This window comes from Aminobacter sp. LjRoot7 (assembly GCF_964252895.1).
GTDB lineage: Bacteria > Pseudomonadota > Alphaproteobacteria > Rhizobiales > Rhizobiaceae > Aminobacter > Aminobacter aminovorans_B.
The window spans coordinates 122,896-138,575 of the sequence record NZ_CAXUPX020000002.1; the positions used below are offsets into that span (position 1 = coordinate 122,896).

Here is a 15,680-nt window from a genome sequence, read left to right on the forward strand (position 1 = left end):
TTGAAGTCCAATCCCCCCGGAGTTGCTCTCGGCTTATGCGTTCTCCTTCAAGCGAACGGTGTCGGTTGTGCTCTGTGAGACGAGACGACCCTTCGAGAAGACGAAGGCCCGGTCCGGTCCGCCGGCAACCAGCGTGTCGGTGTCGGTGCAGTCGGTGATGACGAAGTCGGCGCGGGCGCCGGCCTTGAGGCCGTGCTCCTTGCCGAGACTCATCAGGCGGGCCGGCGACGTCGTGATCATGCGGTGGGCGGCAGCAAGCTCATCCCCCCGAAGATGGCCGGCGAGCAATGTCCAACGCGCGATTTCCAGCATGTCGCCCGAGCCCGTTGGCACAAACGGGTCCTGGATGTTGTCCGACGCCGCGGCAATCGTGACGCCAGCGCGGTAGAGCTCAGCGACGCGAGTCAGGCCGCGCGGCGGCAACATCTCGGCGTCGCGGCCCTGCAGGTAAAGGTTCGCCGCTGGCAATGTGACGACGCCGACATCAAGCGCCAGAAGACGTTCGGCGATATGCTGGAATTCCTTGCGGGGCAGGGCACTCAGCACCGAGACGTGACTGAATACGGTGCGGCCCTGCATGCCGAAGCGCTCGACCCGTTCGAGAGCTGCATCAAGCAGATGCACATCGGCCTTGAGATGTTCATCGAGATGCAGATCGACCGGTTTTCCCGCCTTGACGGCGGCGGAAAACAACATGTCGAGGTAGCGTGGTGGGTCTTCCGAGACAGCAGGCGTGCCACCCACTGCATCGGCGAGCGCCACGGCGCCATCGATATTCTCGGTCAGCCAGTCGAAGTCCTGGCCGGGATGCGGTGTCATGAAGGCCACTAGCTGCAGAGTGATGTCATCTCGTGCCCCGTCGCGCACGCCTGCCAGCGTCTCAATGCCATGGAAGCCAGCATCCTTGTCGACGTTGACGTGGCTGCGAATGGCGGTCGTGCCGCGGGAAAGACACCGCCTGATGGTGCGCATCGCCCGCTTGTGGATGTCGTCGGGACCGGCGGTTCGGGCATATTTGGCGAATGCCTCGCGTGCGCCTTGGAGCGTGCCGGAAGGATTGGGGGTAAAGCGCAGCACTCCAGTCTTGTCGAGGTGCTGGTGCACATCGACGAAACCTGGCGAAACCAGCATGTCTGTAATGTCGACGCAGGCGCTGCAGGACCTGGTGTCCAGGGACGGCCCGATTGCGACAAAGCGTCCATCCGCCCCGACTATGATGTCGCAGACCGCTTGCGAGCCGTCTGTTTGAATGACAGCTCCCCCGGTGAGTGCAAAGGGCTGTCCAGAGACGAGGTCTGCTATGGATGCAGTTGGAATATCGCGCACAGCTTGTTCCCGCATTCTTGTTATGACGGAAAGAGAGCACGGGCGATTAATTTAGACAAATTTATTATTTCAATCTTTTGATGAGCAAAAGACAATAATGCGTCGTGAGCATTCTCTGTCTTTGGCAAAAGGAAAAATGCTCCAGTTCAACAGATATCGCTCAGCATTCAGGAGGTCGGGGCTGTGTTGACGCTTGGTACCGGGCGGAAGCGGAATGTCTGATCGTGTTTTTCGTGCCAGAACCGGACGGTCCGCTCACGGCCCGTTGCAGTCGTCACCGTGACCCATGTCGGAAAGCCTCCGGCTCGATGTCATGGACGAGCGCACGAACGATTTCGCATTCGACATCGTGCGCAGTTGGCGCTGTCGTGAACTCAGTGAGCATCCGTCCGGTGCGGCACAAGAAATTTGCCTGTTAAGGGTGGTGCCGAATGCAGCCAGGAACGTGGTTCTAAATGTAGCCGAAGCGGTTCGAGCCAGGTGGCTTGTCGCCGTGATGAGTGGGCCATCGCGCCCGTGCTGACGCGATGGCCCCTGTTTCAGACCTCGCCGTCGTCGGTCCGTCTAACGGGGCGGCTATTGCGCTAACGGACGTCTGGCTCAGGCGCGATCTGGCCGCAGCCAACTCTTCAAGCCGCCTGTTCGCCGACCAGTCTGCGTTGCCCCCGGCTGCCCGAAGATACCCGGCTCACGCGCCGGTTTCGGGGCGCCTATCACCTGCCTCCGGCCCATGCCCTCCATCACGAATTACGCCTGTAGACAGCTGAAAAAAGCTTGGATATGGTTGTGGAACCGTTTCCACTAAACGCCGAAACGGATCGTGGAGGAATGACAACATGCGAAAGATTGTGGTGGCCGCCACTGCGGCCATGCTGAGTTCTGCTGCCCTGATTTCAGGGCCGGCCCATGCCGACAAGGCGAAGCCTCAGGTCTGTCTGGTGATGAAATCGCTGTCCAACGAGTTCTTCAAGGACATGAGCGAAGGTGCGAAGGAATACGCTGCCAAGCGCGGCGACTTCGACCTGAAAATGGTCGGCATGCAGTCGGAAACCGACTTCGACGCGCAGGTGAACGCGGTCGACACCTGCGTGACCGAGCAAAAGGACGTCATCGTACTCGCCCCCGCCGATAGCAAGGCCATGGTCGGTCCGGTGTCGCGTGCCATCAAGGCCGGCGCCACCGTCATCAACTTCGACGTCCCGCTCGACGACGGGGCCAAGAAGGCGGCCGGCCTGGACCTGGCCTTTGTCGGTCCCGACAATGCCGACGGCGCCAAGATGGTCGGCGATGTGCTCGGCAAGCTGCTCGGCAAGGGCGGCAAGGTTGTCATCCTCGAAGGCAATCCCGGCGCCGACAACGCCAAGCAGCGCAAGCAAGGCTTCGAGGCGTCGATCAAGGAGTATGGGCTGGAGCTGCTCGACTCGCGCACCGCGCATTGGGAAACCGAGGAAGCCAACACCGTCTTCACCACCATGCTGACGGCGCACCCTGACCTTCAGGGCGTGATGGCCGCCAACGACTCGATGGCGCTTGGTGTCGTCAAGGCGATCGAGGCCGCCGGTCTTACTGGCAAGATCCAGGTCGTCGGCTTCGACAACATCCCGGCCGTGCGACCGCTGGTGAAGGAGGGCAAGCTTCTTGCCACCATCGACCAGTTCGGCCGCGACATGGCGTCGGACGCCATCAACCGCGGCATCGAGTCCTTCAAGTCGGGCGCAAAACTCGAGGGTTGGGTGAAGACCGACATCGCGCTCGTGACCAAGGACAATGTGAAGTAGCAGGTCCTCCCGGGGTGTGGCGCGGCGGGTCACTCGGGCCTCCTGCGCTGCGCTTCCCATCATTCAGGAAGCTCTGGCATGTCCGCTGATCCCGGCCACGACGCCGTTGGCGTTGCCGCATCCGTTCTATCTGTCCGCCATATCGGCAAGCGATACCCCGGCGTCGTCGCCGTGGACGATATCTCGCTCGACTTCAAGGCCGGCGAAATCCATGCGCTCGCCGGCGAAAACGGCGCGGGCAAGTCGACGCTGATCAAGATCCTCGGCGGCATCGTCAAGCCCGACATGGGCACGATGTCGCTTGCCGGCCATGCTTACGCTCCGGCTTCGCCGCAGGCTGCCATCCAGGCGGGTGTGCGCGTCGTCCACCAGGAATTCAACCTGCTGCCCTATCTGTCCGTTGCCGAAAACGTTCTGTTCGAACGTCTGCCGCGCCGCCTCGGCATCTTCGTCGACCGTTCCAGACTGCTGTCCCATACCCGCGAGCTTCTGGCACTCGTCGGACTGCAGGACGTCGACCCGACGTTGCCGGTGGAACGGCTGGGCGTAGCGCAGCAGCAACTGATCGAGATCGCGCGCGCCCTGTCCGACAAGGCGCGTGTTCTTGTCCTCGACGAACCCACGGCGACGCTGACGCCGCGCGAGTCGGGTCGTCTGTTCGAGATCGTCCACCGCCTGCGCGCCGATGGTGTGAGCATCGTGTTCATATCGCACCATCTGGAAGAGATTTTTGAGCATTGCGACACCGTCTCGGTGCTTCGCAACGGCCGTTTCGTGGCAACGCAGAAGACGTCTGACATCACGCCCAATGGTCTGGTCAAGCAGATGGTTGGCCGCGATGTTGTCCAGAGGAAGGGCATGGGCATCGGCCGGCGTGACGTGCCGCCGGCACTGAAGGTTGCCGATTTCCAGTCGCAGGCCAATCGCAAGAGGCCGGCGCTCAATTTCGAGGTCTACCCCGGCGAGATTGTCGGCGTGGCCGGTCTTGTCGGCTCCGGACGCAGCGAGATCCTGCGCGCCATGTTCGGCGCGGACAAGCCCGACCGGGGCACCATCCTGCGTGACGGCAGGGTCGTCCGGATCGGCTCGCCCCGGCAGGCGATCGCCAATGGCATCGCGCTGGTGACCGAGAACCGCAAGGAGGAAGGCCTCGTCCTTCCCATGTCCATCCAGGTCAACACGACGCTGGCTTCCGTCTTCGACAGTGCAAAAGCGGGGTTCCTCCAGCACGGCAAGGAACGGGCGGCAGCGCAGGCAATGATGAGGTCCTTGGACACACGCATGGCCAGCCTCGACCAGCCGGTGCGCAGCCTGTCCGGCGGCAACCAGCAAAAGGTCGTGCTCGGCAAATGGCTTTTGAAGGAGCCGAGGGTTCTGCTGCTCGACGAGCCGACGCGCGGCATCGATATCGGGGCCAAGGCCGAGATCTACGGCCTGCTGCGCGGGCTCGCGGCGCAAGGGGTGGCCATACTCGTCGTGTCGTCGGACGTGCCCGAACTGCTCGGGCTGGCCGACCGCATCCTGGTCATGTCGCGTGGCGCCTTGGCCGGCGAATTGAACGCTGAAGAAATGAACGAAGAGGCTGTGCTGCAAATGGCCTACAGCGAATATCTGAAGGAGCAGGTCTCCCGTGTCCAATAACAATGTTCAAACTATTCCCGCACCGTCGAAACGTGCCGGCCTTGTCGTCTCACGCGTCTTGCGCGACGCCGGCATCGGCCTGGCGTTGCTGGCGCTGATCGCCTTCTTCAGCCTCACCACCAGTACGTTCCTGCTTCCCAACAACCTGACCAACATCATGGTCCAGATCACGCTCAACGTGATCCTCGCCACTGGCATGACCTTCGTCATCCTGATCGGCGGCATCGACCTTTCGGTCGGCTCCGTCATGGCGTTGGCGGCGGTGATTGGCGGCACGGTCATGACCGACCCGTCGCTGCCGGTTCAGGTCGCGGTCCCGCTGGCCATCCTCGTCTCCTGCGGCGTCGGCGCGCTGGTCGGCATCTTCAACGGCTTCGTGTCTGCCTGGTGGAGCGTGCCATCCTTCATCGTCACGCTTGGCATGCTGAACATGGCGCGTGGCGGAGCGCTGCAGTTCACGCAGTCGAACACGATCTACAACTTCCCACCCGGCTTCAACAATTTCGGCACCATCGATGTCGGCGGCATACCGCTGCTGTTCATCGTCGCCCTGGTCATCGTGGCGATAGGCTGGATCGTGCTCGCCAAGACAGTCTTCGGCCGCATGCTCTACGCCATCGGCAACAATGAGGAGGCGGTGCGCCTCGCCGGGCACAACACGCTGCTCTACAAGACGGCGGCCTTCGGCATTTGCGGCTTGGCTGTCGGCCTCGCCGCGATCATGTACATGGCGCGTCTGTCGATCGCCAGTCCGATCATGGGTATCGGCTACGAGCTCAATGCCATCGCCGCTGTCATCATCGGCGGCACCACGCTGAACGGCGGGCGCGGCTCGCTGATCGGCACGCTGCTGGGAGCGGCCGTGATCGGCGTTTTGTCCAACGGCCTCATCCTGATCGGTGCCAACGACTTCCTGCGGCAGATCATCACCGGTGCCGTCATCATCGTTGCCGTCATCATGGATGCCTACCGCGCCCGGTTGGCTGAAAGGTCGACAACCAGCTGACATAAAAAGTAGACTCGGCGGGGAAAACCCGCCGCAGACTCGTCAGTAAGGAAATTGGACCGGTGACCAGCAAGACAGATCCCGATGCGCGGCCGCAACGGGTGACGATCAAGGATATTGCGAAACGCGCCAATGTCGGCGTGGGTACCGTCTCGCGCGTCCTCAACGACCACCCGCTCGTCTCGGAGGAAGTCCGCGCCAATGTGAAGGCCATCATCGCGGAGCTGCGCTACAAGCCCAACTTGCTTGCGCAGAACATGCGCAGTTCAAGCAGCAAGACCTTCGGCATCGTGGTGCCCAACCTCGTCAATCCGTTCTTCGCCGAACTGGTGCAGGCGGTCGAGGAAGCCGCACGGGCGCATCATCGCCACGTCTATCTGATGACGTCACTGGACGATGCCGCCTCCGAGCAGGAATGCATCGACTCGATGGAAACCCGCCGCGTCGACGGCATCGTGCTGATCCCGGCCGACTCGCACGAAGTCAGCCGTGCCCGGCGCGGCGCGCGGATCGTGCTCGTCGACCGGATCGGCAAGGGCCAGGCCGGCATCGGTGCCAATCACTTTACAGGCGCGCGCCTGGCCGCGGAACGGCTGCTCGAGCTTGGTCATCGGCGCATCGCAATCATTGCCGGGCCGCAAAACGCAGTCACCGCTGCTGCCCGTCTCGAAGGCTTCATGTCGGTCATGGCGCCGATTTATGCCGAACTAGGCATCGACCCGGCCGACTTTGTTTTCTCGGGGCCTTTCGACATGCCCACAGGTGCGGCTGGTGCCAGAAAACTGTTCTCGTTTCCCGAGGACAGGCGGCCCACCGCGATCTTCGCCTCATCCGACCAGCAGGCGATTGGCGCCATGCGCGCCATCTTCGATCTCGGCCTTTCGATCCCCAGGGACATCTCGATCCTGGGTTATGACGGCATTCCCGTTACCGACATGGTGACACCGCGCCTGGCGACCATCGCCCAGCCGGTCAAGGAGATCGCCGAAGCTGTCGTGGCGGCCCTGGTGTCGCAATCCGCGGTGAACGACCCGCAACTGTTCGAATGTTTCCTGAAGCCGGGCGAATCTATGGCGCGGCGAGACAGCGCGATCTGACCAGCCGGGCGGCACGAGCCCGGCTGGCCTTCCAGCCTCTCATAGGCTGCTCACTGCCGGGTCGTCTTGCGCGGGCAGGGGCCTGGCCAGGCTTCACGATCCGCTCAGAACTCGGCCCAACCTTCCTGCGAGGTCGGTGGGGCTTTCGTCGGCTTGACCACGCGCAGCGACGGCTGCGGCCGGTGTTGCCGCGCCGGGTGGACTGCGGCCGGCACCCGTGCGGTGATCTCGAAATGCGCCACGCTGGTCGCAAGTGCCGTCGCTTCCTCCGCCAGCGCGTGCGAGGCGGCGGTCGATTCCTCGACCATCGCGGCGTTCTGCTGGGTCACCTGGTCGAGTTGGTTGACAGCGTTGTTGATGCCCGACAGGCCAACCGACTGCTCCTTCGCTGAATTGGCGATCTCGGCAACGAGCACGCTGATCTCCGTCACCTTGCCGGTCAGCACTTCCAGCACCTCGCCGGTCTGGCCGACAAGCCGCACGCCTGCCGCCACGCGGTCGCCTGACGAGGCGATCAGCGTCTTGATCTCGCGCGCAGCGTCCGCCGAGCGCAGCGCCAGGCTGCGCACTTCGGCGGCGACGACCGCAAAACCCTTGCCGGCGTCGCCGGCGCGGGCCGCCTCGACGCCTGCGTTCAGCGCCAAGAGATTGGTCTGGAAGGCGATCTCGTCGATGACCGAGACGATCTGGCCGATCTGCCTGGCCGAGCTGTCGATGTCGCCCATGGCGACGATCATGTCGCGCATCGCCTGGCTGCTCGACTGGGCGCTGGCCTTGGCATCCTGCGCCACGCCGTCGGCGCGCATGGCGCCTGTCGTCGTCTGCGCCGTCGCCTCGGAAATCTCGACCAGCGCCGCGGCGGTCTCCTCCAGGCTCGCCGCCTGGTGCTCGGTGCGGCGGGCCAGGTCGTCGGCCGCCTGCACCAGCTGGGCCGAGCCGTCGCGGATGGCGCCCGCATTGCCATGGATGCGCCCGACCGCTTCTTCGAGCAGTTCCATGGCGCGGTTGAAGTCGTCCCGGATCTGTTCGTAGTTTGGCGCATCGAGCCCGTCGATCCGATGGTTCAGACGGCCCTTGGCCAGTTGGTCGATGGCCTGCGCCAGCGAAGCCAGTGCGGTGCGCTGCTCCTTCTCGGCGGCGTCACGCGCGGCCTCGGCCGCAAGCCGTCGCTGCTCGGCTGCTTCGAGATAGGTCGAAATCACCAGCTCCATGTCGAACAGCGAGGCCTTGAGCAGGGCGCTCATTGCCTGCTTGGCCTTGGCCAGCCCCGGAGCCTGAATGCCGAGGGCCTTCGGCCATGACTGCTCGAGGATGACCGACACCAGTTCGTCGATGATCAGCGTGTAGCCGCCGACATACCAGCGCGGCTCGAGGCCGATGTCGGCATGGATGCGGCCGATGCGTTGCGCCGACTGGGCATAGTCGTCGCCGAAATCGGCGGCGGCGATGGCCGACCAGTGTTTCATCTGGCGCCCGCTGGCGACCTGCATCTTCTCGCGTCCGCCTGTGCCGATGCCGAAAAAGCGACGCGCCTCCTCGAATTCGGCGATATGTCCGTAGAAGCTCTCCATCACCTTGGGCAGCGCTGCTTCGATCGCCGGCCGCACTGCGTTCAATGCGGCGCGCGCCTCACCATCGAAGCGGACGAAGGCGAGGCGACGGGCAATTGCTGCGTCCGTTGTTGCGGCGTGATCGGACATGTTTCTTTTCCTTCGGAGTGGCTGGCAGTTCTCGGTTCAGCGCTTGCGCGAACCGCTGCCGGCGAATGCTGTGCCGCTCGCTAGGCCCCAAATGGTTCACAATTGGTTTCTGTCAACGCATTGAAATTACATGCGAAATAATGACGCGCCAGCGATGGTTGTCGCATTGTTGTCCTGCTCGCCATATGCTGGAAGCGTTGCGCTGCCGCCGTGCGCCGACGGCCTGGCCCGTTGCGCCGTCGACTGCTGTTGCTTATCTCTGCCAGGCCATGTCCGACCAAGAAGCTGAAAGCCCCACATCCGAACCGTCGCCCGCCAAGGGCGATCTTCGTGCTGCCTACAAGACCGACATCGTCGTCATCGGTGCCGGCCAGGCGGGGCTGTCCACCGCCTACAATCTGCGAAAGCTCGGCCTTCAGCCCGGGCGCAATTTCATCATCCTCGACAAGTCGCCGGAGGCCGGCGGCGCGTGGCAGTATCGCTGGCCGTCGCTGACGCTGTCGACCGTCAACCGCATTCACGACCTGCCAGGCATGCAGTTCGCCGACGTCGTCGAGGAGGGCGCGACCGAGGTCAAGGCGTCGGTCGCCGTGCCGAAATACTTCGCCGCCTACGAGCGCGAGTTCGACCTGCCGGTCTATCGTCCGGTGACGGTCAAGGTCGTCTGCGACCGCGGCGAGCGGCTGCGCGTCGAGACCGACCGCGAGACCTTCTCGGCCCACGGCATCGTCAATGCCACCGGCACCTGGGAAACGCCCGTCATCCCGGCCTATCCTGGCGCCGAGCGCTTCAAGGGGCAGCAGCTCCACACCCGCGACTACCGCAATGCCGAGGAGTTCGCCGGCCAGCATGTCGTCATCGTTGGCGGCGGCATCTCGGCGCTGCAGCTGCTCGACGAGATTTCACGCGTCACGTCTACCACCTGGGTCACGCGCCGCGAGCCGCAGTTCCGCGACCGCCCGTTCACGCCGGACGACGGCCGCGCTGCGGTTGCGATCGTCGAGGACAGGGTGAGGCAGGGCCTCGTCCCGGGCTCGGTCGTCTCGGTCACCGGCATTCCGTGGACGCCGGCGTTGAAGGCCGCGCGCGATCGCGGCGTGCTGAACCGCCTGCCGATGTTCAGCGAAATCACCGAGGACGGCGTGCGCTGGCCCGACGGCAGCGTGCAGCGTGCCGACGTCATCTTGTGGAACACCGGCTTTCGCAGCTCGCTCGACCACCTGGCGCCGCTGCAGATCCGCGAGGAGGGCGGTGGCATCACCATGTCCGGCCGCCTGGCGACACAGGTCTCAAGGGACCCGCGCATCCACCTCGTCGGCTACGGTCCCTCGGCTTCGACCATCGGCGCCAACAGGGCCGGCGGGGCCGCCGCGCGCGAGCTCGCCACCTATCTCGGGCTCGCCTGACGGGCTCATGCCTGCCAACATGCCGCGTTCAGTTTTGTTTTCTTCTGTTGACCTCAATTGTACTTGAGGTTTTATGGATCGTGTCGGCTCGTAAAATGGAAAGGCCGACATGGACTTCGATCTTGAACAGCCGGCTGCCGTGGCCGGCAACGCGGCGGCGGCCGTCGCACCGCAACCCGCAGGCTGGGGCGACCTCTTCAGCGGCAAGCATGGTATCTACACATTCGCGCTTGCTGGCGGCGTCACGCTGCACGCCATCAACATATACATTGCAACGACGGCCATGCCGTCGGTCGTCGCCGACATCGGCGGCCTCGACTTCTATGCCTGGGCAACGACCCTGTTCGTGGTCGCCTCGATCCTCGGCTCGGCGCTGACGGCAAAGCTGCTCAACGGCAGCGGGCCACGCGGCGCCTATGTACTCGCCACGTCGATCTTCGCGCTGGGCGCGCTGACCTGCGCGATCGCACCCAGCATGCCGGTCATGCTCGTCGGCCGTGCTATCCAGGGTCTCGGAGGCGGCTTCCTGTTCGCGCTCGCCTATGCCCTGACGCGAATCGTCCTGCCTGAACAGCTCTGGGCCCGCGCCATCGGGCTCGTGTCGGCGATGTTCGGCATCGCCACGCTCGTCGGTCCTGCCATAGGCGGCATCTTTGCCGAGTATGGTGCCTGGCGCCTGGCGTTCTCGTCGCTGCTGCCCTTCTCGGTTGCCTTCGCCGTTCTCGCTTACATGACTTTGCCCGGGAAAAGCTGGGACTCCAACGAGCGCGTCGCCGTTCCCTATCTGCAGCTTGCCTTGCTCACGGCAGCAGTGCTTGCGGTTTCCGCCGGCAGCCTGTCATCCGGGATGGCGTGGAACCTGACCGGGCTCGGCGCCGGCGTCGCCATCATCGTGCTGATCGCCGGCGTCGAGGCGCGTGCCGAAGCGCGTCTGCTGCCCAGAAGAGCCTTCAACGTCTCGACGCCGCTGGGCGCGCTCTATCTCACCATCGGCCTGATGATGCTGGCGATACAGCCCGAGATCTTCGTGCCCTACTTGTTGCAGAACCTGCACGCCCAGTCGCCGCTCTGGGCAGGCTATCTTGCGGCGATCATGTCCATCGGCTGGAGCCTGGCGTCATTCCTGAGCTCGCGCTGGCAGACCCATGGCGATCGCCTCATCGTCCTTGGTCCTGTTCTCGTGCTCACCGGCCTGCTGTTGTTTGCGCTGTTCATGCCCATCAACGGCGCCGGCGACTGGTCGCTGCTCCTGCCGATCGGCTTTGGCCTGCTGCTCGTCGGCTTCGGCATCGGCGTTACCTGGCCGGGGCTCGTCACCCGCATCTTCCAGAATGCCCCGCCCACCGAGCAGGATCTCGCCGCCGGCGGCATGACGACAGTGCAACTGTTCTTCATGGCCTTCGGCACCGCCTGCGCCGGCATGGTTGCCAATTTCGCCGGCATCGCCGATCCGGGCGGGACAGACGGTGCCGCCAACGCCGCCGCCTGGTTGGGGGTGATCTTCGCAATCGCTCCCGCGCTCTGCGTGCTGGTGGCATTTCGCGTCGTGCGCCTGACCGGAGGAAGGAGAGGCTGAGCGCTCACGCCTGATCGATCAGCACCTGTTCCAGGCCGGATTCAGGCGCCGAGCAGATGCACAGGATCGTCGCTTCACCAGTGCCGACCGAGACGTAACCGTGGCCCATTGTCGAATCGATGTAGACGCCGTCGCCGGCCGCGAGCCGCGTCGGCGCGTAGTGGTCGGTATGGATCTCGATCTCGCCGTCCAGCACATAGGCGAATTCCTCGCCGACGTGGCGCACCAGCGGGCCGAATTCCTCGAGCGAACGGGCCTGGATCCTGGCGATGATCGGCACCATGCGCTTGTTGACCAGGTCGGTGCACAGATAGCTGTAGTCGTAGTTCCGTGTCGCCAGTTGCAGTGTGTTGGTGCCTGACACGACTGAGCGCCGCGTCCGCTCCACGCCCTTTGCTGGCTCGAAGTTCAGCAGCTCGGTGACGGGGATATCCAGCCCGGCGCAGATCTGCAGGATCTTGTCGTAGGTCAGTGACATCAGGTCGTTCTCGACCTTGGACAGCGTCGACAGCGCGAGCCCGGTGCGCTCGCTGACCTCCTGCAACTTCAGCCCATGGCGCTGGCGCATGGCGCGCAAGCATTCGCTCAGTCGCGGTTGATGGGTCACATGGTCTCCGGTCTGGACGGCATGAGCTGGTTCATTTTCTGAAAATGGCAAGGATTTAGCGTTTACGCAAACGACTTGACGTATGTGAAAAGAAATCTTACCGATTGCATCACAAAAAAGCGGGAACAGCAAAAGTTTTGATTTTCGCAGGGTAGCTCCTGCGCTGCAGGACGCCTCAGGCGTGCTGCCACGGCCACTGCGGGAGGGCAGGACCATGCGTTGCGACAGGCATCAGGACGGCACGGCATCGACGCCAGTCGAGATGCGCTGCGGCAACGTCTTTCCACGCACATCCGGCGCAGTGCTGCGCACCGCCGGCAATCCGAAAACTGTAAGGGAGTGACCGGCATGACCAAGGCACCGGCCGATTTTGCCGCGCGCATCGATGCGCTGTTTCAGGATTTCACCGGCCCCGACAGCCCGGGCGCCGTCGTCGCGGTCACCGAGAACGGCCGCGAGATTTTCGCCAACGCCTATGGTCTCGCCAACATCAACAATGCGGTGCCGATGGGTCGCAAGACGATCATCCGCATCGGCTCGCAGACCAAGCAGTTCACCGTCCTGCTGATCCTGATGCTGGAGGCCGAAGGCAAGCTCAGCCTGTCGGACGAGGTGCAGAAGCACCTGCCTTACGTGCCGCGTCTCGAACAGCCGGTGACGCTCGCGCATCTGGCCTCCAACACCTCGGGCTTCCGCGACCATCTCGAAGCGATGATCTTCGCTGGCCTGTCGATCTTCACGCCGTCCGACCGCCAGACCGGCCGCGACGTCATCGCCCGCCAGGACGCGCTGAACTTCAAGCCCGGCAGTGCCATGACCTACTGCAATGCCGGCTTCTTCATGCTGTCGGAGATCATCGAGCAGATCGAGGGCGCGACCTTCAACGAGGTGCTGCGCAAGCGCATCACCGGCCCGCTCGGCATGGACGACACTTCGCTTTTGATCCGCGACGGCGCGGCGATGAAGCGGCTCGCCGCACACTACACCAAGCGCGAGGAAGGCTGGGCCAACCTCAACTGGGGCCTCGATCTCGGCGGCGAGGGCGGCATGATCTCGACGCTCGACGACATGATCGTCTGGCAGCAGAACCTGTTCAATCCCAAGGTCGGCACCGTTGAAATGTACGAGCGCATGGGCACCGCGTGCGTCTTCGACAACGGCGCCACCGGCTTCTACGGCCTCGGCCTCGTCACTGACGTCTATCGCGGCCGCCGCGCCGTCGGCCATGGCGGCACGGTTGCGGGCGGCAAGTCTGAATCGACCCGCTTCGTCGATGATGGCTTCGGCGTCGTCATCATCGCCAACAACGACCAGGTCGCCTCTTTCGCGCTCGGCCGGCGCATTGCCGACATCTATTTCGGCGACAAGTCACCGGCGCCGATAGCACTCGCTCCCGGCCGCTACAGGCAGGAGGGCGGTCCCGACGTCTTCGAGATCGTCGCCAAGGATGGCGTTGCGACCTTCCTCAACGCAGGCGGCGTCGGCGGGTTCGACTTCGGCCATCAGGGCGGCGCAAAGCCCGAGCGCGCCATCACCGACCTCGTGCTCAGCCCGCGCGCCGACGGCAAGGTCGACGGTGCCTTCTGCGGCACGCCGCGCGTCTACGCACCGCTTCAGGCCGGCGCCACCGCCGCCCGTGCGCTCGCCGGGCGCTACGTCAACAAGGCGCAGGACCTCGAGGTCGAGATCACGGGCGACGCCTCGAAGGGCGAGTTCCACCTGCGCTCCGGGCTCGGTGCGATGGCAGCCCCCATCGTCGCTGCCGACGCCGACCTTTGGTTCCTGCTGCAGCCCGGCACCGACATGCGCCCCGGCCTGCCGTGGAACGCCACGTTGGCGGTGACCGCCGACGGCTTTGAAATGAACTCCGACCGCATCAAGAAACTGGCCTTCAAGCGAGCCTGATCAACCACTCTACGGCGAGGTCCACCATGTCCCTACGCACTCTCACCTCCGAACAGTTCGACGCGCTGGCGCGCTCCTATCTCAAGCAGGCGACCCTGTCGCGTCGCGCCTTCCTTGGCGGCGCGGCAGCGATCACCGCGACAGCGATGCTTGGCATGCCCGGCAAGGCGCTGGCCCAGCAGACCGGCGGCACTTTGCGCGTCGGCCGTTCGGAGGAGCCTGACACGCTCGATCCGCACAAGACCACCTTGTCTGTGTCCTCGGCCACGATGGACATGATCTACGAGCCGCTGGCGCGTGCTGGCTACGACGGCGAGGTCCTGCCGGGTCTGGCCGAAAGCTGGGCCTTCAGCAACGAAAACAAGACACTGACCTTCAAGCTCAAGCCCGGCGTCAAGTTCCACGACGGCACGCCTTGCAACGCCGAAGCTGTCGCCTGGACCGTCGCGCGCCACCTGGCGCCCGAAGCAGCGTCGCCCAGCGCTTTCTTCCTCGGTCCGTTGGAGCGCGCCGAGGCAGTCGATCCGCTGACTGTCGCCTATCACTTCAAGGAACCCTTCGTCGCTGTCTGGGTCGGCCTGACGCTCGGCTATTCCGCGCCGATCTCGCGCGCCGCCGTCGAAGCGGCAGGCGACCAGTTTGGCCGCAAGCCGGTCGGTGCCGGTCCGTTCAAGTTCGTGTCGTGGTCAACCGACCGCGGCATGCGGCTCGAGCGCAATGACGACTACGCACCGGTTGCCGCGCCCGCGCGCATCGATGCTGTCGAGCTCTCGCACTATCCCGAGGATTCCACCCGCATCGCGGCCTTCGAAACCGGCGAGATCAACGCCATCTATGGCGGCTCCTCGGTGCCGCTCGACAGCGTGCGCCGCCTGCGCGGCAATCCCGACGCGATCATGCTCGAGCGTCCGGCCCAGATGATGCGGGCGCTGGTATTCAACCAGAAGCGTCCGCCCTTCGACAATCCGAAGGTGCGCCAGGCCTTTGCCCATGCCATCGACCAGAAGCGGCTGATCGCCTTTGCACTCGACGGTTTCGCCGTGCCGGCGACGTCGCCGATCGCAAGCTCGATCGCCGGCTATTCGCCCAAGACGGCCGAGCTGTCCTATGGCTACGATCCCGAGAAGGCCAAGGCGCTGCTGGCTGAAGCCGGCATTGCCCAAGGCCTCAAGGTCAAGCTCGTCGCCAACGACACGCCGGTCATCCGCCGCACGGCAGAGGTGGTCCAGGCGCAGCTGCGCGAGATCGGCGTCGAAATCACAATCGAAACCCTGCCGATCGCCCAATGGGCGGCCATCACAGCCCAGGGCGGGCAGGACCTGGTCATCTCGACCTATTCCTACACCGATGCCGACATCGTCTATCCGGTGCTGCACACCAAGGGCGCGCTGAACCGTGCCTTCCATGAGAATGCCGAACTCGACGGCATGATCGCCGAGCAGCGCGTTACCTCCGATCCAGCGGCGCGCCAGGTGATCCTCGACAAGATCCAGGCCAAGGTCGTCACCGAAGCCTACTGGAAGCCGCTGTTCGAGCCGCTCAACTTCGCCGTCGTTGCCAAGGACGTCGTCGACGCCCGCATGAATCCCGCCGGCGAGCTGCGCATCGACCATCTCGGCATGGCCTCGTGACCTGCGC

The 15,680-nt window shown here is 64.3% G+C and carries 12 protein-coding genes; 9 read left to right on the plus strand and 3 right to left on the minus strand.

The genetic code is table 11. The features are described 5' to 3' along the window. Positions 1-33: 33 nt before the first annotated feature. Positions 34-1,131: an amidohydrolase family protein gene (locus tag ACSQ3E_RS06300; protein WP_436122031.1), complete on the minus strand. Its 1,098-nt coding sequence runs from the start codon at positions 1,129-1,131 to the stop codon at positions 34-36. 1,031 nt (positions 1,132-2,162) lie between these two features. Between ACSQ3E_RS06300 and ACSQ3E_RS06305 the strand changes: the two genes are divergently transcribed. The 4 genes from ACSQ3E_RS06305 to ACSQ3E_RS06320 all read left to right on the plus strand — a co-directional run bounded on the left by ACSQ3E_RS06305 (position 2,163) and on the right by ACSQ3E_RS06320 (position 6,848). Then, positions 2,163-3,104, plus strand: coding sequence for a substrate-binding domain-containing protein (locus ACSQ3E_RS06305; RefSeq protein ID WP_436122032.1), 942 nt, complete (start codon positions 2,163-2,165; stop codon positions 3,102-3,104). A 78-nt stretch (positions 3,105-3,182) separates the two neighbouring features. Then, positions 3,183-4,745, plus strand: coding sequence for a sugar ABC transporter ATP-binding protein (locus ACSQ3E_RS06310; RefSeq protein WP_436122033.1), 1,563 nt, complete (start codon positions 3,183-3,185; stop codon positions 4,743-4,745). A 13-nt stretch (positions 4,746-4,758) separates the two neighbouring features. Next, positions 4,759-5,751, plus strand: a complete 993-nt coding sequence (locus ACSQ3E_RS06315) for an ABC transporter permease (protein ID WP_436122481.1) — start codon at positions 4,759-4,761, stop codon at positions 5,749-5,751. Between the two features lie 62 nt (positions 5,752-5,813). Continuing rightward, on the plus strand, positions 5,814-6,848 hold the full coding sequence (locus ACSQ3E_RS06320) for a LacI family DNA-binding transcriptional regulator (protein ID WP_436122034.1): 1,035 nt from the start codon (positions 5,814-5,816) through the stop codon (positions 6,846-6,848). 104 nt (positions 6,849-6,952) lie between these two features. Here the strand turns inward: ACSQ3E_RS06320 and ACSQ3E_RS06325 are convergent, their stop codons facing one another. Next, on the minus strand, positions 6,953-8,548 hold the full coding sequence (locus tag ACSQ3E_RS06325) for a methyl-accepting chemotaxis protein (protein ID WP_436122035.1): 1,596 nt from the start codon (positions 8,546-8,548) through the stop codon (positions 6,953-6,955). Between the two features lie 269 nt (positions 8,549-8,817). Here ACSQ3E_RS06325 and ACSQ3E_RS06330 point away from each other — a divergent pair, with 269 nt between their 5' ends. Next, positions 8,818-9,954 (plus strand): NAD(P)-binding domain-containing protein, encoded by a 1,137-nt coding sequence (locus ACSQ3E_RS06330; protein WP_436122036.1) that lies wholly within the window; start codon positions 8,818-8,820, stop codon positions 9,952-9,954. Positions 9,955-10,063: 109 nt separating this feature from the next. Then, positions 10,064-11,530: an MFS transporter gene (locus ACSQ3E_RS06335; protein ID WP_436122037.1), complete on the plus strand. Its 1,467-nt coding sequence runs from the start codon at positions 10,064-10,066 to the stop codon at positions 11,528-11,530. 4 nt (positions 11,531-11,534) lie between these two features. Here ACSQ3E_RS06335 and ACSQ3E_RS06340 read toward each other — a convergent pair whose 3' ends face one another. Next, on the minus strand, positions 11,535-12,137 hold the full coding sequence (locus ACSQ3E_RS06340) for a helix-turn-helix domain-containing protein (protein WP_436122038.1): 603 nt from the start codon (positions 12,135-12,137) through the stop codon (positions 11,535-11,537). A gap of 214 nt (positions 12,138-12,351) precedes the next feature. On the opposite strand from ACSQ3E_RS06340, the gene ACSQ3E_RS06345 reads away from it, so the two are divergent. The 3 genes from ACSQ3E_RS06345 to ACSQ3E_RS06355 are packed head-to-tail and all read left to right on the plus strand — an operon-like array spanning position 12,352 to position 15,673. After that, positions 12,352-12,480: a hypothetical protein gene (locus ACSQ3E_RS06345; protein WP_436122039.1), complete on the plus strand. Its 129-nt coding sequence runs from the start codon at positions 12,352-12,354 to the stop codon at positions 12,478-12,480. Between the two features lie 5 nt (positions 12,481-12,485). After that, the gene (locus ACSQ3E_RS06350; protein WP_436122040.1) at positions 12,486-14,042 is read left to right on the plus strand and encodes a serine hydrolase domain-containing protein; all 1,557 of its coding nucleotides are present in this window, start codon (positions 12,486-12,488) and stop codon (positions 14,040-14,042) included. Between the two features lie 26 nt (positions 14,043-14,068). Next, positions 14,069-15,673 carry an ABC transporter substrate-binding protein gene (locus tag ACSQ3E_RS06355; RefSeq protein ID WP_436122041.1) on the plus strand — a complete coding sequence of 535 codons (1,605 nt, stop codon included), beginning with the start codon at positions 14,069-14,071 and terminating at the stop codon, positions 15,671-15,673. Positions 15,674-15,680: the final 7 nt, after the last annotated feature.

Excerpts from the sequence above, each read along its gene's own strand:
- ACSQ3E_RS06310 (WP_436122033.1), top strand. The coding sequence starts at position 3,183 with ATGTCCGCTGATCCCGGCCACGACGCCGTTGGCGTTGCCGCATCCGTT.
- ACSQ3E_RS06355 (WP_436122041.1), top strand. The coding sequence starts at position 14,069 with ATGTCCCTACGCACTCTCACCTCCGAACAGTTCGACGCGCTGGCGCGC.
- ACSQ3E_RS06325 (WP_436122035.1), bottom strand. The coding sequence starts at position 8,548 with ATGTCCGATCACGCCGCAACAACGGACGCAGCAATTGCCCGTCGCCTC.
- ACSQ3E_RS06335 (WP_436122037.1), top strand. The coding sequence starts at position 10,064 with ATGGACTTCGATCTTGAACAGCCGGCTGCCGTGGCCGGCAACGCGGCG.
- ACSQ3E_RS06345 (WP_436122039.1), top strand. The coding sequence starts at position 12,352 with ATGCGTTGCGACAGGCATCAGGACGGCACGGCATCGACGCCAGTCGAG.
- ACSQ3E_RS06300 (WP_436122031.1), bottom strand. The coding sequence starts at position 1,131 with ATGCTGGTTTCGCCAGGTTTCGTCGATGTGCACCAGCACCTCGACAAG.
- ACSQ3E_RS06305 (WP_436122032.1), top strand. The coding sequence starts at position 2,163 with ATGCGAAAGATTGTGGTGGCCGCCACTGCGGCCATGCTGAGTTCTGCT.
- ACSQ3E_RS06350 (WP_436122040.1), top strand. The coding sequence starts at position 12,486 with ATGACCAAGGCACCGGCCGATTTTGCCGCGCGCATCGATGCGCTGTTT.
- ACSQ3E_RS06330 (WP_436122036.1), top strand. The coding sequence starts at position 8,818 with ATGTCCGACCAAGAAGCTGAAAGCCCCACATCCGAACCGTCGCCCGCC.